Source organism: Micromonospora cremea (assembly GCF_900143515.1).
Taxonomy (GTDB): Bacteria; Actinomycetota; Actinomycetes; order Mycobacteriales; family Micromonosporaceae; genus Micromonospora; species Micromonospora cremea.
Window position 1 is genome coordinate 324479 of record NZ_FSQT01000002.1, and the last position, 20156, is coordinate 344634.

The window sequence follows — 20156 nt, forward strand, 5'->3', positions numbered from 1 at the left end:
TTCCCCACACCACACCCGGCCGGCGTACCGGCGGGTTCGTCGCCCGCCGCCCGGGGGTCGTGGGCGGCGGGCGACGCTCCTGCCTGTCGGGACCGGGCTCGCGACTGCCCGGAAACCCAGGTGCGGCCCGCGGAGCCGCACCGGCCGGAGCTGGCGCCGCGAAACGCCGCGCTCCGGCTGGTTGGAACGGGCGTTCGAGGCAATCGAACACTCGTTCTAACTGCTGCTGACAGTACACCTCCCCTCCGACGAAAATGCAACGTGTGACGCGCCGCCCGGTGCACCGGAGTGAACCCGGCACCGCGGACCGGGAAGAATGGCGACATGCAGCCACACCCGAACGTACGGGCGGTGCAGGACGCGCTGGACGGCTCCGGCGCGCTCGACGGCGCCGGCCAGCCCAGCACGGTCCGCCTGCTGCCCGACGCGGTGCACACCGCCTCGGCGGCCGCCGAGGCGCTCGGCGTCCAGGTCGGCCAGATCGCCAACTCGCTCATCTTCGACGCGGACGACGCGCCGCTGCTCGTGCTCACCTCCGGCGCGCACCGGGTGGACACCGCCGGCCTGGCCGCGTCGATCGGGGCCACCCGGCTGCGCCGGGCCACCCCGGAGTTCGTCCGCGCGCACACCGGGCAGCCGATCGGCGGGGTCGCCCCGCTCGGGCACCCACGACCGCTGCGCACCCTGGTGGACACCGCGCTGGCGGCGTACTCGGAGATCTGGGCCGCGGGCGGCGTACCGCAGGCGGTCTTCCCGACCACCTACGCCGAGCTGCTGCGGGTCACCGCCGGCACCCCCGCCGAGGTGGCGTGAGCGAGCGAACCAGCAGGCACAGCAGCACCGTTCCGGATCTGGTCACCCTGCACGTGTGGCGTACCTCCCGCGGCGCGCTGCCCCGGGCGCTGGCCCGGATGGCGGTGGACCCGGGCCGGCTGCGCGCCCTGCCGGGCGTCCGGTTCGGCAAGCTGCTGGGCACCGGGACGGACACCGGCTTCGGGCCGGGTGACGCCGACCTGACCCGGTGGGCGGCGCTGACCGTCTGGGACTCGCCCGCCGCGGCGGCCGGCTTCACCGACTCGCCGGTGGGCCGCGCCTGGGCGCGGATCGCCCGCGCCCACGCCCGGGTCGACCTGCGGCCACTGAGCAGCCGGGGCGAGTGGTCCGGTCGGCGCCCGTTCGGCGAGCCACCGGGCGGCCCGGTCAGCGGCCCGGTGCTGGCACTGACCCGGGCCCGGCTGCGGGCCCGTCGGGCGGCCACCTTCTGGCAGGCGATCCCCCCGGTCGCCGCCGCCCTGCGCGACGCGCCGGGGCTGCTGGCCCGGTTCGGTGTCGGCGAGGCGCCGCTGGGTTGGCAGGGCACGGTGAGCGTGTGGCGCACCCCGGCGGACCTGGTGGCGTTCGCGTACCGTCACCCGGAGCACCGGGCGGCGATCATGCGAACCCCCACCGCGGGCTGGTACGCCGAGGAGCTGTTCGCACGGTTCGAGGTGCGCGACGTGGTCGGCGACCGGACGGTGCTCGGGTGGGTCGCCGACGGCGATCCAGGAACGGCGAAGGGTGGACGGGCATGAGGTTGGTGCGCTGGACGCCGGACGATCTCGTCCGGCGGCTGGACGACGTGGTGGCCGTCTACGGCGAGGCGATGGGATACCGCACCGATCTGCTGGAGGCCCGGCGCGGCTACATCGCCACCCACGTCCGCCGGCCCGGGTTCCGGGCCGTGGCCAGCCTCACCAGCGAGGGTCACCTCGCCGGCTTCGGCTACGGCTACCTGGGCGGGCCCGGGCAGTGGTGGCACGACCAGGTGCACCGGGCGCTGGACGCCCCGACCCGGAAGCGCTGGCTCACCCACTGCTTCGAGGTGGTCGAGCTGCACGTCCGGCCGCCGGCGCAGGGGCACGGCCTGGGCGCCGGCCAGCTGCGTGCCCTGCTCACCATGGCCGAGGGCGACACCACGCTGCTGTCCACCCCGGAGGCCGACGAGCAGACCTCGCGGGCCTGGCGGCTGTACCGGCGGTTCGGCTTCGTCGACGTCCTGCGCGACTTCCACTTCCCCGGCGACGAGCGGCCGTTCGGCGTGCTCGGCCGGGATCTGCCTCTCGAGCGCCCGGCGTCATGACCCGGCGGGGGATCCCCTGGACGCTGCTCGCCGTCCTGGTGCTCGCCCAGATCTGCTACCCGCTGACCACCGGCGCCACCCGGGCCGGGCTCACCGTGGCCACCGTCGTGCTCGGCTGGCTCCTCTCGGTCGGCCACGCGCTGCTCAGCCGGGGGCCCCGGGCAGCGGCGGCGCTGGTCGCCGTGGCCACCGGCGGCGGGTTCGCGATCGAGGCGGTCGGGGTCGCCACGGGCGTGCCGTTCGGCAGCTACGACTACTCCGGCGAACTCGGCCCCAAACTGGCCGGGGTACCACTGATCATCCCCCTGGCCTGGACCTGGATGGCCTGGCCGGCGTGGCTGGCGGCGGTCCGGTTGACCGGCGGCACCGGGTCGCCGGCCCTCCGGCGGGTGCGCCGCACCGCGCTGGCCGCGCTGGGGCTGGCCACCTGGGACCTCTTCCTCGATCCGCAGATGGTGGCCGAGGGGTACTGGGCCTGGCGGGACGCCACCCCGGCGCTGCCCGGCCTGCCCGGCGTCCCGATCAGCAACTACCTGGGCTGGCTGCTCTTCGCGGTGCTGCTGATGAGCGCGCTGCGCCCGCTGGCCGGCCCGGACGCCGAGCGCACCGACCACCGGGACCACCCGATGATCGCGCTCTACCTGTGGACGTACTTCTCCAGCATCCTGGCCCACGCGGTCTTCCTCGACCTGCCCGCCTCGGCGCTCTGGGGCGCGGCCGGCATGTCGGTGACCGCCGTGCCGCTGGCGGTGATCCTGCTGCGCGCCCGGCGGGCCCCCGACGCCCACCGGGAGGGCCACCAGCCGCACCGCCCCGGTGTCGACGCGACCCGATGATCGTCCTGTTCGCCCTGCTGCTCGTCGTCGCCGCGCTGACCGGGCACACCTGGGTCAACGCCTCGCGCTGGCTGCGCCGGCCCACCGACCGACCGGACGAGGTCGGCGAGCCGGTCGCCGTGCTGCTGCCGCTGCGCGACGAGGCCGCCCGGGTCGCCCCCTGCCTGCGCGCTCTGCTCGCCCAGCGCGGTGTGCCCGGGCTGCGCGTCGTGGTCCTCGACGACGGGTCCACCGACGGCACCGCCGACGTGGTCCGGGCGGTGGCCGGCGACGACCCGCGGGTCACCCTGCTCACCGGGGTCGCCCCGCCGCCGGGCTGGCTGGGCAAGCCGCACGCCTGCTGGCAGCTGGCCACCCGGGCCGACCCGGCGGCCACCGCGCTGGTCTTCGTCGACGCCGACGTGGTGCTCGCCCCGCACGCCGTGGCGGCGGCCGTCACCGAGCTGCGCGCCGCCCGCGCGGCGCTGCTGTCGCCGTACCCCCGGATCGTGGTGGCGACGGCGGCCGACCGGCTGGTGCAGCCGCTGTTGCAGTGGCTCTGGCTGACCTTCCTGCCGCTGCGCGCGATGGAGCGCTCGCCGCGGCCGTCGCTGGCCGCGGCGGGCGGGCAGTTCCTGGTGCTGGACCGGGCCGGCTACACCGCCGCCGGTGGGCACGCCGCGGTCGCCGACAAGATCCTGGAGGACGTCGAGCTGGCCCGGGTGGTCAAGCGGGCCGGTGGGCGGATCGCCCTGGCCGACGGCTCCCGGCTGGCCACGTGTCGGATGTACGACGACTGGCCGCAGCTGCGCGACGGGTACTCGAAGTCGCTGTGGGCGTCGTTCGGGCACCCGGGCGCGGCGGCCACCGTGGTGGCGTCGCTGCTGCTGCTCTACACCGCCCCACCGCTGGTCACGGTGGTGGCCCTGGCGGCCGGCGCGCCGGGAGTGGCCGCCGCGGGCCTGGCCGGCTACCTGCTCGGGGTGGCCGGGCGGGTGCTCACCGCCCGGGCGACCGGCGGCCGGTGGTGGCCCGACGCGCTCGCACACCCCGTGTCGGTCGTGGTCCTCGGTTGGCTGACTCTGCGGTCGTACCATCTGCGAAAGCAGCGCCGCCTGACCTGGCGGGGCCGCCCGGTCAGCTAGGAGGGCGCGGCATGGCGCGGATCGTGGTCGTCGGCGCCGGGGTGGGTGGCCTGGCCACCGCCGCCCGGCTGGCCGCCACCGGGCACCAGGTGACCGTCTTCGAGCGGGCCGACACGGTCGGCGGCAAGCTCGGCCGGTACGTGCACGACACCCCGGCCGGGTCGTTCCACTTCGACACCGGGCCGAGCCTGCTCACCCTGCCCGAGCTCTTCCACGACCTGTTCGAGGCGACCGGGGCCAAGCTCGACGAGTACCTCGACCTGGCCCCGCTGGACCCGATCGTCCGGCACGTCTTCCCCGCCGGTGGCCCGGCACTGGACTCCTGCGCCGACCCGGTGGAGTTCGCCGCCCGGATCGGGGCCGCCTTCGGTGACCGGGCGGCGGCCGACTGGCAACGGCTGTGGCGCCGGGCGGCGCGGGTGTGGCACGCCTCCGCACGGGACATCCTGCGCCGTACCGTCGACTCCCCCCGCGACCTGGCGTCGCTGGCCTGGCGCGTCGGCGACCTCGCCGCCATCGCCCCGGGCCGCACCCTGCGCGGACTGGGCCGCCGGCACCTGTCCGACCCTCGGCTGCGGATGCTGCTGGACCGGTACGCCACCTACACCGGCGCCGACCCCCGCCGGGCGCCGGCGGCCCTGGTGGCGGTCCCCTACGCCGAGCTGACCTTCGGCGGCTGGTACCTGCGCGGCGGGTTGGGCACGCTCGCCGACGCGTTGCTGACGCGCTGCCTGGACCTCGGCGTGGTCGTGCGGACCGGCGCCACGGTGACCCGGATCGACGCCGCCGGCGGCCGGGTGCACGGGGTACGCCTCGCCGGCGTCACCGGGCCGGTGCCCGCCGATGTGGTGGTGGCCAACGTGGACGCACTCACCGTCTACCGCGACCTGCTGCCGCACGCGCGCCGACTGGCCGGGCTGGCCGACCGCAGCCTGGCCGGCTTCGTGCTGCTGCTCGGCGTCTCCGGCAGCACCGGGCTGGCGCACCACAACGTCTTCTTTCCGCGCGACTACGACGCGGAGTTCGACGCGGTCTTCGGCGACCCGGGGCGCGGCGTACGGGCCCGGCCGGCGGCCGACCCGACGGTGTTCGTCACCGTGGCCGACGACCCGATGGCCCGCCCGGCCGGGCACGAGGCGTGGTTCGTGCTGGTCAACGCCGCCCGGCAGGGCACCGCCGCGGGCGCGGTCGACTGGCGACGCCCGGGGCTGGCCGACGCGTACGCCGACCGGATCCTGGCGGTGCTGGCGGAGCGTGGCGTGGACGTCCGCGACCGGCTGCTGTTTCGCGAGGTCCGTACCCCGGCCGACCTGGACGCGGCTACCGGCGCGCCGGGTGGCTCGATCTACGGCACCGCCGGAGGACTGCTCCGCCCGGCCAACCGGGGCCCGGCGCACGGGCTGTGGCTGGTGGGCGGCTCCAGCCACCCCGGCGGTGGACTGCCGATGGTGACCCTCTCCGCGCAGATCGTCGCCGACGAGATCGGCCCCGCCTGGTAGTCGGCAAGGAAGGGCCTTTTGTTAACGCCTGCGGTATGGGAAGGGTCCCTTCCAAACATCGCGGCACGGAGGTCAGCCGACGTCGAGCAGCGCGCGGCGGACGGTGGAGAGCAGCTGCCCCAGACCGAAGCCGGCCAGCAGCACCCACACCGCGGTCGCCATGGTGATGGTGCCGGCGGCGAGATCCGGCTCGATCAGCCCGGCCAGCCCGGCGACCAGCAACCCGACCAGCGCCACCGAGACCCGGGTGGGGCGTTCGCCCACGGTCACCGCGCCGATCTCGCGCATGCCGGCGGAGACCGCTCGGGCCCGGGTGTACTCGTGCAGCCAGGACAGCGCGCCGCCCGCGACCACCAGCGCACCCGGCGCGCCGACCAGCCAGAACGCCAGCAGCCAGGCCACCTCACCGAGCCGGTCGGCGACCGAGTCGTAGACGTAGCCGAGCCGGGTGGTGCGGCCGGTGGCCACCGCCACCGCCCCGTCCACGCTGTCCGCCACCGAGGCGAGCAGCACGAACAGCGCGCCGAGAAACGGCCCGTCCGCCGGCCGGGTCACCAGCAGCGGTACGCAGAAGCAGAGCAGCACCCCGGCCACGGTGACCGCCGTGGGGCCGACCCGCAGCCGGCCCAGCACGTACCCGACGTGGTACGCGAACCGCAGCCAGGCGCGCACCACCGGCGCGGCCGTCCGGGGGTCGAACCCGCCGTGCAACCGTGCCCACGCCGTGGCGTACTGGTCCCAGTTCAGCTGTGTGCCCACCACTGATCAACCGTCGTGCCGGGCATCAGGTGTCGCAGGCTCCGGGGTCACATCCGCGCGCCGGCCTTGAGGTTCTGCCAGACCTCGCGGGTCGCCGTGGACCGGTTGAGGGTGATGAAGTGGATCCCCGGCACGCCCTCGTCCAGCAGCCGGCGGGACATCTCGCTGGCCTGCTCGATACCGAGCCGGCGGACCGCCTCCGGGTCGTCGGCGACCCGCTCGAAGCGCGCCGCCAGCGCCGGCGGGAAGGGCGCCCCGGACAGCTGCACGGACCGCTCGATGGTGCCGATCTGGGTCACCGGCATCACCCCGGCGAGGATCGGGGTGTCGCAGCCGGCGGCCGCCACCCGGTCGCGCAGCCGCAGGTAGTCGTCGGCCTCGAAGAACATCTGCGTGATCGCGAACTCGGCGCCGGCCCGGCACTTGCGGACGAAGTGCGCGGTGTCGCTGGCCACGTCGGGTGAGCGGGGGTGCTTGTACGGAAAGGCCGCCACGCCCACGCTGAAGTCACCGGCGTCCCGCACGAGGCGTACCAGGTCCTCGGCGTAGTCCACGCCCGCGGGGTGGCGAACCCATTCGCCGCCCGGGTTGCCCGGCGGGTCGCCGCGCACCGCCAGCACGTTGCGCACCCCCACCCCGGCGAGCCGACCGATCACGTGCCGCAGCTCGGCGACGGAGTGGTTGACCGCGGTCAGGTGGGCCATCGGCAGCAGGGTGGTGTCGGTGGCGATCCTCTCGGTGACCGACACGGTGGTGTCCCGGGTCGAGCCGCCCGCGCCGTAGGTGATCGACACGAACGACGGGCGCAGCGACTCCAGCTCGCGGATCGCCTGCCAGAGCAGCCGCTCCCCCGCCTCGGTCTTGGGCGGGAAGAACTCGAACGAGAAGGTCGGCTGACGGTCACGGATGAGCTCCCCGATCGCCGGCTGCGGATTGGGGAGTACCGAGGGAAGACCGAGCGCCACGACCCGACTCTAGCGGTCAGCGTCCGCACCACCCAGGCGCTTCCCATCGCGGCCCACGGATCGACGGATCCGTGGGCCGCCCGTTGGCCGGTGCCGCCCCACGCGCCCGGCCCGGCGGGCGGAAAGCCGTCGTACCCACGGGGTAGTAATGGGTGGCGCGGGAGGGTCGGCGGGGGGCGACCCGGGGGGACGCGCGGGGGTCAGCAGCCGAGCGGTGACGCCGCTCCCGTCCGGTCGGGCGGGTGCTCGTCACCGCACCGACGCCCGCCTGGAGGACCCATGACCCCACCCCCACCGCCGCGCCCGGCACAGCTCGGCCCGCTGCTCGCCCGGTGCCGGCTGGCCCGGGGCTGGAGCCAGCAGCGCACGGCCGCCGAGTTGTGTGCCGCCGCGGGGGTGCCGACGTTGAGCCGACACGAGGTGTCCCGGTGGGAACGGCAACGACGCGTCCCGGGAGGGTTCTGGCTCGGTTGGCTCGCCGTGGTGCTGGACGTGCCGCTGGTGGCGCTCGCCGAGGCCGCCGCGGTCACCCGGCGAGCCGGCCCGGCCCGGGCCGTCGGGCCGGGCCGTCGGGCCGGGCCGGGCCACGGCCGGCGCGCGGCCGGGCGGACGGGCAGGCCGGGGCCGCACCGGCGGCCGGGCCGGCGGGACTACGCGTGGCGGTGGAGCGCGGTACGCGGCGACCGGCTAGCGTCGTGGCGTGACCCACGCTGCTCCCGTGTCCCCCGTCGACCGTGCCGGCCTGCGGCAGCGGGTCGACAAGGCCCTCACCGAGTTCCTGGCCGGCCAGCGGGCCCGGTTGACCGGCGTCGACGACGCCCTGGTCCCGGTGGCGGAGGCGATCGAGGCGTTCGTGCTCGGCGGCGGCAAGCGGCTGCGGCCGGCCTTCGCGTACTGGGGGTTCCGGGGCGCCGGCGGGGTGGACAGCGACCAGGTGCTCACCGCCCTGGCCGCGCTGGAATTCGTGCAGGCCAGCGCGCTGATCCACGACGACCTGATGGACCGCTCCGACACCCGGCGCGGCGAGCCGGCGGTGCACCGGCGGTTCGCCGCCCGGCACCGGGCGGCCGGCTGGGGCGGTGATCCGGACGGGTTCGGCGACGCTGCCGCGATCCTGCTCGGCGATCTCTGCCTGGTCTGGTCCGACGAGTTGCTGCACTCCGCGGGACTGGACCTGCGGGCGGTGGCCCGGGCCCGGCTGGTCTTCGACGAGATGCGCACCGAGGTCACCGTCGGGCAGTACCTCGACGTGCTGACCCAGGTCACCGGGGACACCTCGGTGGAACGGGCCAGCAAGGTCGCCCGGTACAAGTCGGCGAAGTACACGGTCGAGCGTCCGCTGCTGCTCGGCGCCGCGCTGGCCGACGCGACGGCGGACGTGCGGACGGCCTACTCGGCGTACGGGCTGCCCCTGGGCGAGGCGTTCCAGCTCCGGGACGACGTGCTGGGGGTCTTCGGCGACCCGGCGCAGACCGGCAAGCCGGCCGGGGACGACCTGCGGGAGGGCAAGCGCACGTACCTCGTGGCGGCGGCCGTGGAGGCCACCGACGACGCCGGCCGGGAGCTTCTGCTCAGCCGGCTCGGCGACCCTGAGCTCGACGAGCAGGGGGTGACCCAGCTGCGCGAGCTGATCTCCGCGAGCGGGGCGCTGGCCCGCACCGAGCAGCGGATCGTCACGCTCACCGACGCGGCGCTGGCGGCGCTGGCCGCCGTCGACCTCGACACCGAGGCCCGTCAGGCCCTGGTCGACCTGGCGATCGCCGCCACCCGCCGCGCCGACTGACCCCTCCCCCGGCCCGGCGGGACCGCCCCGCTGGTGATCATGAAGTTGGCGAGGCGACAGGCCGCTGCCGGCGCCGCCAACTCCATGATCGACGCGGAAAGGGGCGGGAGGGTTAGAAGCCGAGGGCTTGGGCTCGGCGTTTGACTTCGCGGGCCTGGTCGCCGGACAGGGCGGCGGCCGGGGTGGCGCCGGGGAGAGTGTCGTCCGGCTCGTAGAGCCACCGCAGCGCGGCCTCGTCGTCGTAGCCGTTGTCGGAGAGCAGGTTGAGCACGCCGGGCAGGTGCTTGAGCACGGTCTGGTTGGCCACCAGGTCCGCCGGCACCCGGCGGATGCCGTCGCGGCGGACCGCCAGCAGCTCCCGGTCGCGGATCATCTGGTGCACCTTGCTGATCGACACGTCGAGGCGCTCGGCGACGTCGGGCAGGGTGAGCCAGCCGGCCGGGTCGGCGGGTCCGGCGAGCTCGGGGCCGGGCACGGCCTGGTCGGGTACGGGTTCGGTCACCCGATCACCCTGCCACGCCATTGCCCGGACGAGCCACCGGGCACCCCGGGACGACCCGTCCAAACACTCGGCGGACCGCCGGCGACCAGCGGATGAGGGGTCGGGACAGGGGCGGTGAGCGCGGTGGGACGGACCAGGTTCGCCGCCGGCTGTAGCATCCTGTTCATCCTTTGCCCCCTGGACACATAGACTCCCTGCCGATGGACACACAGGTCGCCGACACGTTGCTGGGCTCGCTGATCGACGGGCGCTACCGCATTCGCGGTCGCGTGGCCCGTGGCGGCATGGCGACCGTGTACACCGCAACCGACGAACGCCTCGAGCGCACCGTCGCTGTCAAGATCATTCACCCGACCCAGGCGCCCGAGGCCCGGGCCCGGATCGCCAACTTCGTGGCCCGGTTCACCGACGAGGCGAAGACCATCGCCCGGCTGACCCACCCGAACGTGGTGGCGGTCTACGACCAGGGCACCCACGGCGGGCTGCCGTACCTGGTGATGGAGTACGTCCGCGGCCGCACACTGCGCGACGTGCTGGCCGAGCGGCGCCGGCTCAACCCGGACGAGGTGCTGGCCATCGCCGAGCAGATGCTCGCCGCGATCGCCGCCGCGCACCGCGCCGGCCTGGTGCACCGAGACGTCAAACCGGAGAACGTGCTGGTCGCCGAGGCGCCCACCGGTGGTGTCGCCAACCTGGTGGACAGCGTCGTCAAGGTGGCCGACTTCGGGTTGGCCCGGGCGGTCGAGGCGAGCGCCGACGACGAGCAGGGCAACCAGCTGATGGCCACCGTGGCGTACGTCGCCCCGGAGCTGGTCACCGAGGGCCGGGCCGACCCGCGCATCGACGTCTACTCGGCGGGCATCGTGCTGTTCGAGATGCTCACCGGTCGGGTGCCCTACGACGGCGACCGCCCGGTGGACGTCGCCTGGCAGCACGTCGACCGGGACGTGCCGGCACCGTCGACGCTGGTGCCCGGCCTGCCGCCGATCCTCGACGACCTGGTTCAGCGGGCCACCCGGCGCGATCCCGGTGCCCGGCCCGCCGACGCCGGGGCGCTGCTGGCCGAGGTGCAGACGGCCCGGGACCACCTGGGCGACGCCAACACCCGTACCGCCGTGCTGCGCCGGGTGACCGACGAGCCGCCGGTGTCCCAGCCGACCATGATGGTCGCCACGGTCCGCCCGGCCGAGCGCCCCGCCTGGGCCCGGCTGCCCGAGGGCGGCGGGCAGGGGCCGGGCCGGCGGCGGGCCGCCCCGGAGCCGTCGGATGGCCTGTGGTCCCGGCTCGCCGCGCTGCGCGGCACGGTGCTGGGCAACCCGCGCGGCCGCCTGGCCGTCGGAGCCGTGGTGGTGGTGCTGGGCCTGGTGGCCGCGATCGGCGGCTGGTGGTTCGGCGTCGGCCGCTACACGGAGGCCCCGCAGCTGGTCAGCCTGAGCAAGGCCGACGCGCAGGCGCAGGTCGACCGCGCCGGGCTCACCCTGGCCTACGGCGAGCCGCGCTACGACGAGAAGGCTCCGAAGGACAGCGTGCTGGGGCAGAGCCCGGCGTCCGCCACCAAGATCGTCAAGGGCGGCACGATCACCCTGACCCTCTCCCTCGGTCCGGAGCGCTTCCCCGTCCCGGACGTGATCGGCAAGGAGTTCGAGCTGGCCGAGGCCGACCTGGTCAACGCGAAGCTGGTGGTCGCCAAGGGCACCGCCCGCTACGACGACAACCTGCCGGCCGGAGTCGTGGTGGACAGCTCCCCCAAGGTGGGCGCCGAGGTCAAACCGGGCGCGAAGATCACCCTCATCCTGAGCCGGGGCCGGGCGCCGGTGTCGGTACCGAACCTGGTCGGCAAGAGCCTGACCGAGGCCCGGACCACCCTGGCCCAGCTCAAGCTGGTGCCGGTCGAAACCTACAAGGACTCCGACAAGCCCAAGGACGAGATCCTGAGCCAGAGCCCGGCCGACGGCACCGGCGTGGAGAAGGGCACCCAGGTCAAGCTGGACGTCAGCAAGGGCCCGCCGCTGGTGGTCGTGCCCCGGGTGGTCGACCTGCCCTGCCCGCAGGCCAAGCAGGTGCTGGAGAGCCAGGGCTTCCCGGTGGCCATCCAGCTCAACCCGAACGCCGCCGTCCGCTTCCAGAACCCCGGCGAGAACTCACAGGTGCCGCCCGGCACCCAGGTCACCATCGGGTGTTTCTGACATGACGGTGACCCGTTCCCGACCGGTCGGCACGCACACCTCCACATCCGGCGGGCTGGCCAGAGCCGCCCTGCCGTACGCCGACGCGACCGGCGCCGAGGTGGTGCAGGTCTACGTCTCCAACTCGCGGGGCTGGGCGCTGCCCCCCGGTGACCCGGCGCAGGACATGCTGTTCCGCGACGGCTGCGCCGAGCGGGGCATCCCGGCCTTCATCCACGCCTCGCTGCTGGTCAACCTGGGCTCGCCCACCCCGGCCACGGTCGAACGTTCGGCCCAGACGCTGGCGCACGCGCTGCGCCGGGGTGTGGCGATCGGCGCCCGGGCGGTGGTGTTCCACGCGGGCAGTTCGGTGGACGAGGGGTACGCCGAGGAGGCGATGCGACAGGTCCGCCAGGAGTTGCTGCCGCTGCTCGACTGGACTGCCGAGACCGGCGGGCCGATGCTGCTCGTCGAGCCGAGCGCGGGCGGCGGCCGGTCGCTCGCCTCCCGGGTGGAGCAGCTCGGGCCCTACCTGGACGCCGTGGACCGGCACCCCATGCTCGGGATCTGCTTCGACACCTGCCACGCCTGGGCCGCCGGGCACGACCTGGCGGCCGAGGGTGGCATGACAGCGACCCTGGACACGCTGGTGGCCACCGTGGGCGCGGACCGGCTGCGGCTGGTGCACGCCAACGACTCGAAGGACCTGTGCGGCTCCACCCGGGACCGGCACGAGAACATCGGTAAGGGCACCATCGGTGAACCCGCCTTCGCCGAGCTGATGGCCCACCCGGCCACCGCCGGCGTCCCGATCGTCGTGGAGACGCCCAGCGAGAAGCAAATCGGCCACGCCGCCGACATCGCCACCCTCAGCCGCCTCCGCCCCTAACCCCACTCCCGCCCTCCGCGCCGCGAGCCGCGCCGCCCAGCGCGCGTCGCGCCAGGCGTGCCCCGCCGCGTCGCGCCCCGTCGGCGCCCCGCCGCGTCGCGCCCCGCCGCGTCCGCCGCCCCCGCCACGTCGATCTAGGGGAAATCGGCATGGTTGGAGATCAACTAGCGACGATTCTCCCTAGATCGACGCGGCGGGGGGCGGCGGGGGGCGGCGGGAGCGCGGGGCGTGGGGCGTCGCGCGGGGGGTCAGGCCGCCAGGAGGCGGGCCAGGACGCTCGCGGCGCGGGTGACGCCAGCGTCGTCGAGGTCCAGGTGGGTGACCAGGCGGGCGGTACGCGGGCCGAGCACCGAGATCAGCACGCCCTCGGCCCGCGCGGCGGCGGCCAGGGCGCGTGCGTCCAGCGCGTGCTTGCTCAGGTCCAACGGGACCAGGTTGGTGCGGACCGGGGCGGCGAGCACGCCGAACGGCGCGACCGCCTCGGCGAGCCGGGCTGCCCGGGCGTGGTCCTCGGCCAGCCGGTCGACGTGGTGCGCCAGCGCGTACCGGCCGGCGGCGGCGAGGATGCCGGCCTGACGCATGCCGCCACCCATCCGCTTGCGGATCAACCGGGCCCGTTCGATCTTCTCCGCGCTGCCCACCACCAGCGAGCCGACCGGCGCGCCGAGGCCCTTGGAGAGGCAGACCGACAGCGTGTCGAAGAGCTGGCCGTACTCGACGAGCGGCACGGCGTCGGCGACGTGCGCGTGCCAGATCCGGGCGCCGTCGCAGTGCAGGGCCACCCCCGCCTCGTCGGCGACCCGGCGCAGCTCCCGCAGGGTGGCCAGCGGGATCACTCCCCCGCCGCCCCGGTTGTGGGTCTGCTCGACCGCGATCGCCCGGGTGGGGACGGCGAAGTAGCCATCCGGCCGGATCATCCCGGCGACCGTCTCCGGGTCGATGTCCGCGCCGACCGCGGGCCAGGTCCGGGAGGAGATCCCGCCGTACGCGGCCGCGGCGCCGATCTCGTACGTGACCACGTGCGCGTCGGCGTCGCAGAGCAGCTCGTTACCGGGCGACACCAGCAGTTGCAGGGCGATCTGGTTGGCCATCGACCCGCTTGGCGCGAACAGCGCCGCCTCGTGCCCGAACAGCGCGGCGACCTCGGCCTCCAGCGCGTTGACGGTCGGGTCCTCGCCGTAGACGTCGTCGCCGACCTCGGCGGTGGCCATCACCTCCCGCATGCCGGGGGTCGGTCGGGTCACCGTGTCGGACCGCAGGTCCACGAATGCGTCAGCCACAATCATCCTTTCGGCCGCCGACTGCGGGGCTCGCAAGCTCACGCCTCGCGTCAGCCACGGAGCATCTCCGCTACCAGGAAAGCCAGCTCCAACGACTGCTGGGTGTTCAGTCGCGGGTCGCAGGCGGTTTCGTACCGGTCGGGCAGGTCGAGGTCCTCGATGCCCTGGGCGCCACCGAGGCACTCGGTGACGTCCTCGCCGGTCAGTTCGACGTGCAGACCACCGGGGTGGGTCTCCAGCCCGCGGTGTACCTCGAAGTAGCCGAGCACCTCGTCGACGATGCGGTCGAAGTGCCGGGTCTTGTAGCCGTTGGACGACTCGTGCGTGTTGCCGTGCATCGGGTCGCACTGCCAGACCACCTTGGCGCCGGCCGCGGTGACCTTGGCCACGATCGGCGGCAGGGCGTCGCGCACCCGGTGGTTGCCCATCCGGCTGATCAGGGTGAGCCGGCCGGGGACGTTGTCCGGGTTGAGCTTCTCGCACAACTCGATCGCCTCGTCGGGCGAGGTGGACGGGCCGAGCTTGACGCCGATGGGGTTGGCGATCCGGGAGATGAAGTCGATGTGCGCGCCGTCGATCTGCCGGGTGCGCTCGCCGATCCAGAGGAAGTGCCCGGAGAGCCCGTACGCCCGGCGGTCGGAGACCCGGGTGAGCGCCCGGTCGTACTCCAAGGCGAGGGCCTCGTGGGAGCAGTAGAGGGTGACGGTGCGCAGCGCCTCGTCGTCGGTCATCCCGCAGGCCCGGATGAAGGCCAGCGCCCGGTCGATCTCCCGGGCGATCGCCTCGTAGCGCTCGCCGGCCGGGGAGTTCTTCACGAAGCCCTTGTTCCAGTCGTGCACGGCGTGCAGGTCGGCGAGCCCGCCGGCGAGGTAGGCCCGGAGCATGTTCATGGCCGCCGCCGAGTTGGCGTACGCCCGGATCATGCGCTGCGGGTCGGCGACCCGGGCGGCCGGGTCGGCCTCCAGCGAGTTGATCATGTCGCCGCGGTAGGCGGGCAGACCGCGCGCGTCGGTGGGCAGCGAGCGGGGCTTGGTGTACTGCCCGGCGACCCGGGCGACCTTGACCACCGGCAGCGACGCGCCGTAGGTGAGCACGATCGCCATCTGGAGCAGGGTGCGGGCGTTGGCCAGCAGGTGGCTCTCGGTGTTGTCGGCGAAGGTCTCGGCGCAGTCACCGCCCTGGAGCAGGAACGCCTTGCCCTCGCAGACCAGGGCGAGCTTCTGCCGGAGCTGGTCCACCTCGTAGGGCGCGACGACCGACGGCACGGTGTCGAGCACCTTGCAGACCTCGGCGACGGTGGTCGGGTCGGACCACGGCGGGGTCTGCTCGCGGGGCAGGTCCCGCCAGCGGTCGAGGCCGAGGGCCGCGTCCTCGGCGGAGTCGACGGTCGGTCGGCTGGTCTGCAGGCCCGGGCTGCCCACCGCGGGATGGCTCAGCTGATGCCACTCATGGCGCATGACAGAAAGCGTACGGCGACCGCCGGGGTGCCTGGGCGGCGAGGGGGACGGTTCCGGCAGATGGGAGACCAGTCCCAGCCGGCGCGGGTCAGGAAGCGGGCGAGGGGACGACGCCGGCCGGCGTCGGGCCGGCCGGCGGGGCGCCGCCCGGCACCTCCCCGGCGATACACCAGTCGCCGCCGTCCCGGGTGACGGTGAACACCAGCGGCCGGGTGATCTTGCGCTTGCCGGCGGTGACCGCGACCGAGACGCTGACCTCCTGGCCGCGCGGGCCGGACCGGACGTCGGTGATCGCCGCCTCGGGCACCTCGAAGTGATCGGCGAAGTCGCCGTTGGGGCCGGTCGCGCCCAGGTCGAAGCCCTCGTGCAGCAGCGCGCAGAGCTGGCTCCGGCCGGCGGCGACGTCCTTGGCGGTCATCGCGTCGAGGTACGCCTGCACGCGCTCGCGGGACCGGGTGGCGGCCTCCTCGGCGGGCGCCCGCTCGGGCTTGGCGGCCGGCTCGTCGCCACCACCGGTGAGCCCGCAGCCGACCAGGGCGACCGGCAGCAGCACCAGCCCGGCGGCGGTGGCCGCCAGCCTGCGGTGGGTCGGGCGCATGACCACCTCCGTCGACGGGGACATCGAGACTGCCGAGCCGCGAGTCTGCCACATCGGGCGGGCCCCGCCCAACGCCGGCGGCCCGGCCGACGTTGGGCGTCGACCGGGCCGGTACGTCGCGGGCGGGGAGGGGCGGTGCGTGCCCCTACCCGCCGTGTGGGTGGTGCGTCGGCCCTCGGCTCAGCCGAGACCGCCCTTGATGGCGCCGATGAGCTCCCCGTTGCCGGTGTCGCCGGAGAGCTCCCAGAAGAACGCGCCACCGAGGCCCTGGTTCTTCGCGTACGTCATTTTGCCGTTGATGGTCGACGGGGTGTCGTAGCTCCACCAGTTGCTGCCGCACTTGGCGTACGCGGTGCCGGCGACCGTGCCGGTGGCCGGGCAGGTGTTCTTGAGGACCTTGTAGTCCTCGATGCCCGCCTCGTACGTGCCCGGCGCCGCGCCGGTGGCGCTGCCGCCCGGGGCGGCCTGGGTGACGCCGGTCCAGCCCCGGCCGTAGAAGCCGATGCCGAGCAGCAGCTTGTTGGCCGGGATGCCCTTGCTCTTGAGCTTCTGGATCGCCGCGTCGGAGTTGAAGCCCTGCTGGGGAATGCCGGTGTACGACGTGAGCGGGGAGTGCGGGGCGGTCGGGCCCTGGGCGTTGAACGCGCCGAAGTAGTCGTACGTCATCGGCATCAGCCAGTTGAGGTTGCCGATGGCGCCGGCGTAGTCGGTGGCGTCGATCTTGCCGCCGTTGCTGCCGTCCGCGGTGATCGCGGCGGTGACCAGGGCGTTGGAGCCGAACCTCGACCGCAGCGCGCTGATCACGTTCCTGAACGCGTTCGGGCCGCTGGCGTCACAGGTCAGGCCACAGGCGTTGGGGTACTCCCAGTCGACGTCGATGCCGTCGAAGACGTCCGCCCAGCGCGGGTCCTCGACCAGGTTGTAGCAGCTCTCGGCGAAGGCGGCCGGGTTCTGCGCGGCCTGGGTGAAGCCGCCGGACCAGGTCCAGCCACCGAAGGACCAGATCACCTTGAGGTGCGGGTTCATCTGCTTGAGCTTGCGCAGCTGGTTGAAGCTGCCGCGCAGCGGCTGGTCCCAGGTGTCGGCGACGCCGTCGACGCTGTCCGCCGCGGTGTACGCCTTCTCGTAGTCGGCGTAGCTGTCCCCGATGGCGCAGCGGCCGCCGGTGGTGTTGCCGAAGGCGTACAGGATGTGGGTCAGTTTGGCGGCCGAGCCGCTGGTCTGGATGTTCTTGACGTGGTAGTTGCGCCCGTACACGCCCCACTCGGCGAAGTAGCCGACGACCTTCTTGGCACCGGGGTTCGGCGGCGGCGTGGTCGGCGGCGGCGTGGTGGGCGGTGGGGGCGGGGTCGTGGTCGGCGGCGGCGTGGTCGGCGGCGGGGTGCCACCGCCGCACGCTGCGCCGTTGACGGTGCAGTTCAGTGGCGCCTTGTAGGCGCCGGTGCCGTTGTAGCCCCAGCTGAACGAGGCGCCCGGGGCGAGCGCGCCGCCCCAGCTCTTCTTGACCGCGACGTAGTGGTTGCCGCTGCTGGTCACGTCGGCGTCCCAGGAGCTGCTGATGGTGGTGCCCGACGGCAGGTCGAACTCGATGCGCCAGGTGCTGACCGTGGCACTCGACCCGTTGGTGACGGTCACCCTCGTCTCGTGACCGGTCCCCCAGTCCTGTGCCTTGGTGAACGTGGTGGTGACCGTGCCGGCGCCGAACGCGGTGGTCATCGGCACCGCCGCGACGGTCGCGGCGACCACGGCACCGGCCCAGAGGGCCCGGCGGAGCGATCTTTTCATGAGGCGTCTCCCGAACTGTTAGGAAACTTTCCAAAAGAGATGGTGAGACGGTACTCACGGCGTCATCACTTCGTCAAGATGTACATGTTTCGATTTCTACTGGTGCGTGGACCGCACCTGCTCCGCCCGTCACCGGAGCCCCGCCAGCCGGCGCGTAGCCTCGGGCCATGACCGTCTTCGACATCCCGATCGACGCCCTCAGCGGCGGCCCCGCCGATCTCGCCCGATACCGCGGCCGGGCGCTGCTGGTCGTCAACGTGGCCTCCCGCTGCGGCCTCACCCCCCAGTACGCCGGCCTCCAGACCCTCGCGGACTCCTACGCCGACCGCGGCCTGGTGGTGCTCGGCGTGCCCTGCAACCAGTTCGCCGGGCAGGAGCCGGGCAGCGCCGCCGAGATCAGCGACTTCTGCCAGGTCAACTACGGCGTCACCTTCCCGCTGACCGAAAAGGTCGACGTCAACGGCCCCGACCGGCACCCGCTCTACGCCGCGCTGGTGGACACCCCGGACGCCGACGGGCACACCGGGGACGTCCGGTGGAACTTCGAGAAGTTCCTGGTGGCGCCGGACGGCACGGTCGCCGCCCGGTTCGCCCCCACGGTCGAGCCCGGCGCCGACGAGCTGCGCGCCGCCATCGAGAAGGTGCTACCCGCCGCCACGGCCTGACCCCGACCGCCGCCCCGCGTCGATCATGGACCTGTGGTGCCGGACCTGCGGCGCTTCGCCGGACTCGCCCCCACCACGACCCCATGATCGACGGGCGGCAGGGCGTCAGCGCGCGACGAAGCGCCACTGCGCCGCGTCGGACAGCGGGTGGTAGCCGAGGGATCGGTAGATCTTGTTGCTGGTCGGGTTGGACAGGTCGGTGTAGAGCGCGCACGCGGTGGCACCGGTGTTCAGGGCGTACTGACTGACGTGGGCGACACAGCCGCTGGCGTAGCCGCGCCCCCGCCACGCCGGGGGCGTGTACACGCCGCTGATTCGGACCACCCCGGCGACCGGCCGGCTCAGCCAGGCCGTCGAGACCGGTGTGCCGGCCTGCTCCCACAGCCACAGCAGGTCGCCGTGCGGCAGGCGGGCGCCGATCTGCCCGGCCGCGTCGACCGGCGGACCGTCGGGCATCGTCTCCGCGGCGTACGCGGCGGCCCAGGCGATCAGCAGGTCCCGGTCCGCGGCGGCGGCCGGGCGGGCGCGTCCGGGCACACCCACCGGCGGCCGGACCGCGTCCAGTCGGAAGATCCGCTGCGCGGTGCCGGGTACGGCGATCCGGTCGGCGTGTTCGGCGTACCGCTGGGCGAACTCGGCCACGGCCGGGACCGGGCCGTGCACCTCGACCAGCGGCGGCACCGCCCGGACGAAGTGCTCGGCGAGCGCCCGCGCGACCTCCGCCGACACCGCGCCGAGCAGCGGCCCGCGCGGCGGCGTGTGCACCGCCGCACCCACCGTCGCTCCGTCGACCACCCGGACGAACCGCTCGCCCCCGGAGAGTGGCACGTCACCGGAGAGCCGGTCCCCGACCAGAGTGAGCAGTACGTTGTGCAGGACGGGCTCGCGATGCAACCAGGCGTCGGCTGCGGCGGCGAAGGTCGCGAGATCCTCGGTCAGACACTGCACGGAGGCATTCTGCGCACCCGTCGACGCCTCGACAACCGGAATAACCCACCACGGCGGTCGGGAATGTGTCGCGGGTGGACGGAGTTGGGAACCAACATGACAACTGTGGGACTGATCGGCAGTGGCAACATCGGCGGCACCGTGGCCCGGCTGGCGGTGGCCGGCGGCTACGACGTGGTGCTGAGCAACTCGCGGGGGCCGGAGACGCTCACCGACCTGGTCGACGAGCTGGGCGAGCACGCCAGCGCCGGCACGGCACAGGACGCGGCGCAGGTCGGCGACCTCGTGGTGGTCAGCGTTCCGCTGAAGGCCTACCGGGCGGTGCCGGTGGAGCCGCTGGCCGGCAAGGTCGTCATCGACACCAACAACTACTACCCGCAGCGCGACGGGAACTTCCCGGAGCTGGACTCCGGCGAGGTCACCAGCAGCGAACTGCTCCAGCAGCACCTGCCGGACGCCCGGGTGGTCAAGGTCTTCAACAACATCTTCTTCAAGCACCTGGCCTCGCTGGCCCGGCCGTTGGGCGCGGCCGACCGCAGCGCCCTCGCGATCGCCGGCGACGACGCCGCCGCCAAGGCCGAGGTGACGGAATTCCTGGACCGGATCGGCTACGACGCGGTGGACGTCGGCCCGCTGGCCGAGGGGTGGCGCTACCAGCCGGACACCCCGGCCTACGGCACGCTCTACTCGGCCGACCCGACCAACTGGGAGCACCCGAAGCGGGGCGACGCCGACACGCTGCGCGCCCTCCTGGCCGCCGCCATCCGCTGACCGTCACCGCT

Annotated in this window: 19 protein-coding genes; 11 read left to right on the top strand and 8 right to left on the bottom strand. The window is 74.1% G+C overall.

Annotated elements, in window-relative coordinates; genetic code table 11:
* The first annotated feature begins 324 nt into the window (after positions 1 to 324).
* The 6 genes from BUS84_RS14805 to BUS84_RS14830 are packed head-to-tail and all read left to right on the top strand — an operon-like array spanning position 325 to position 5578.
* Positions 325 to 813 (top strand): YbaK/EbsC family protein, encoded by a 489-nt coding sequence (locus BUS84_RS14805; protein ID WP_074313078.1) that lies wholly within the window; start codon positions 325 to 327, stop codon positions 811 to 813.
* Positions 810 to 1571: a monooxygenase gene (locus BUS84_RS14810; RefSeq protein ID WP_074313080.1), complete on the top strand. Its 762-nt coding sequence runs from the start codon at positions 810 to 812 to the stop codon at positions 1569 to 1571. Before BUS84_RS14805 ends, BUS84_RS14810 begins: the two co-directional genes overlap by 4 nt.
* On the top strand, positions 1568 to 2119 hold the full coding sequence (locus tag BUS84_RS14815) for a GNAT family N-acetyltransferase (protein WP_074313082.1): 552 nt from the start codon (positions 1568 to 1570) through the stop codon (positions 2117 to 2119). Before BUS84_RS14810 ends, BUS84_RS14815 begins: the two co-directional genes overlap by 4 nt.
* Positions 2116 to 2955, top strand: a complete 840-nt coding sequence (locus BUS84_RS14820) for a carotenoid biosynthesis protein (protein WP_074313084.1) — start codon at positions 2116 to 2118, stop codon at positions 2953 to 2955. Before BUS84_RS14815 ends, BUS84_RS14820 begins: the two co-directional genes overlap by 4 nt.
* Complete coding sequence (locus tag BUS84_RS14825; RefSeq protein WP_074313086.1) at positions 2952 to 4079, top strand: glycosyltransferase family 2 protein; 1128 nt, start codon at positions 2952 to 2954, stop codon at positions 4077 to 4079. The genes BUS84_RS14820 and BUS84_RS14825 overlap by 4 nt, the downstream gene beginning before the upstream one ends.
* An 11-nt stretch (positions 4080 to 4090) precedes the next feature.
* The gene (locus BUS84_RS14830; protein ID WP_074313088.1) at positions 4091 to 5578 is read left to right on the top strand and encodes a phytoene desaturase family protein; all 1488 of its coding nucleotides are present in this window, start codon (positions 4091 to 4093) and stop codon (positions 5576 to 5578) included.
* Between the two features lie 72 nt (positions 5579 to 5650).
* Here BUS84_RS14830 and BUS84_RS14835 read toward each other — a convergent pair whose 3' ends face one another.
* Positions 5651 to 6340 carry a CDP-alcohol phosphatidyltransferase family protein gene (locus BUS84_RS14835; RefSeq protein WP_074313090.1) on the bottom strand — a complete coding sequence of 230 codons (690 nt, stop codon included), beginning with the start codon at positions 6338 to 6340 and terminating at the stop codon, positions 5651 to 5653.
* 44 nt (positions 6341 to 6384) lie between these two features.
* Entirely contained in the window at positions 6385 to 7302 is a 918-nt protein-coding gene (metF, locus tag BUS84_RS14840) for a methylenetetrahydrofolate reductase [NAD(P)H] (RefSeq protein WP_074313092.1), read from the bottom strand.
* Positions 7303 to 8002: 700 nt separating this feature from the next.
* Here metF and BUS84_RS14845 point away from each other — a divergent pair.
* Positions 8003 to 9085 carry a polyprenyl synthetase family protein gene (locus BUS84_RS14845; RefSeq protein ID WP_074313094.1) on the top strand — a complete coding sequence of 361 codons (1083 nt, stop codon included), beginning with the start codon at positions 8003 to 8005 and terminating at the stop codon, positions 9083 to 9085.
* Positions 9086 to 9197: 112 nt separating this feature from the next.
* On the opposite strand, the gene BUS84_RS14850 is transcribed toward BUS84_RS14845, so the two are convergent.
* Complete coding sequence (locus tag BUS84_RS14850; protein ID WP_074318803.1) at positions 9198 to 9587, bottom strand: Rv2175c family DNA-binding protein; 390 nt, start codon at positions 9585 to 9587, stop codon at positions 9198 to 9200.
* Positions 9588 to 9787: 200 nt separating this feature from the next.
* On the opposite strand from BUS84_RS14850, the gene pknB reads away from it, so the two are divergent.
* Together pknB and BUS84_RS14860 are read left to right on the top strand one after the other, a co-directional pair.
* A complete protein-coding gene (gene pknB, locus BUS84_RS14855; RefSeq protein ID WP_074313096.1) occupies positions 9788 to 11773 on the top strand; it encodes a Stk1 family PASTA domain-containing Ser/Thr kinase in 1986 nt (661 codons plus the stop codon).
* Position 11774: 1 nt separating this feature from the next.
* Positions 11775 to 12641 carry a deoxyribonuclease IV gene (locus BUS84_RS14860; RefSeq protein WP_074313098.1) on the top strand — a complete coding sequence of 289 codons (867 nt, stop codon included), beginning with the start codon at positions 11775 to 11777 and terminating at the stop codon, positions 12639 to 12641.
* Positions 12642 to 12889: 248 nt separating this feature from the next.
* Here the strand turns inward: BUS84_RS14860 and BUS84_RS14865 are convergent, their stop codons facing one another.
* The 4 genes from BUS84_RS14865 to BUS84_RS14880 form a co-directional block, all read right to left on the bottom strand.
* A complete protein-coding gene (locus tag BUS84_RS14865) occupies positions 12890 to 13921 on the bottom strand; it encodes a threonine aldolase family protein (protein ID WP_208869674.1) in 1032 nt (343 codons plus the stop codon).
* 50 nt (positions 13922 to 13971) lie between these two features.
* Positions 13972 to 15378 (bottom strand): class II 3-deoxy-7-phosphoheptulonate synthase, encoded by a 1407-nt coding sequence (locus BUS84_RS14870; protein WP_074313102.1) that lies wholly within the window; start codon positions 15376 to 15378, stop codon positions 13972 to 13974.
* An 88-nt stretch (positions 15379 to 15466) separates the two neighbouring features.
* A complete protein-coding gene (locus BUS84_RS14875; protein ID WP_074318804.1) occupies positions 15467 to 15976 on the bottom strand; it encodes a nuclear transport factor 2 family protein in 510 nt (169 codons plus the stop codon).
* Positions 15977 to 16156: 180 nt separating this feature from the next.
* Entirely contained in the window at positions 16157 to 17761 is a 1605-nt protein-coding gene (locus tag BUS84_RS14880; protein WP_074313104.1) for a glycosyl hydrolase family 18 protein, read from the bottom strand.
* Positions 17762 to 17928: 167 nt separating this feature from the next.
* Between BUS84_RS14880 and BUS84_RS14885 the strand changes: the two genes are divergently transcribed.
* On the top strand, positions 17929 to 18426 hold the full coding sequence (locus BUS84_RS14885) for a glutathione peroxidase (RefSeq protein WP_074313106.1): 498 nt from the start codon (positions 17929 to 17931) through the stop codon (positions 18424 to 18426).
* 105 nt (positions 18427 to 18531) lie between these two features.
* Here BUS84_RS14885 and BUS84_RS14890 read toward each other — a convergent pair whose 3' ends face one another.
* Positions 18532 to 19374, bottom strand: coding sequence for a GNAT family N-acetyltransferase (locus BUS84_RS14890; protein ID WP_074313108.1), 843 nt, complete (start codon positions 19372 to 19374; stop codon positions 18532 to 18534).
* Positions 19375 to 19470: 96 nt separating this feature from the next.
* Here BUS84_RS14890 and BUS84_RS14895 point away from each other — a divergent pair, with 96 nt between their 5' ends.
* On the top strand, positions 19471 to 20145 hold the full coding sequence (locus BUS84_RS14895) for an NADPH-dependent F420 reductase (RefSeq protein ID WP_074313110.1): 675 nt from the start codon (positions 19471 to 19473) through the stop codon (positions 20143 to 20145).
* The last annotated feature ends 11 nt before the right edge of the window (positions 20146 to 20156 follow it).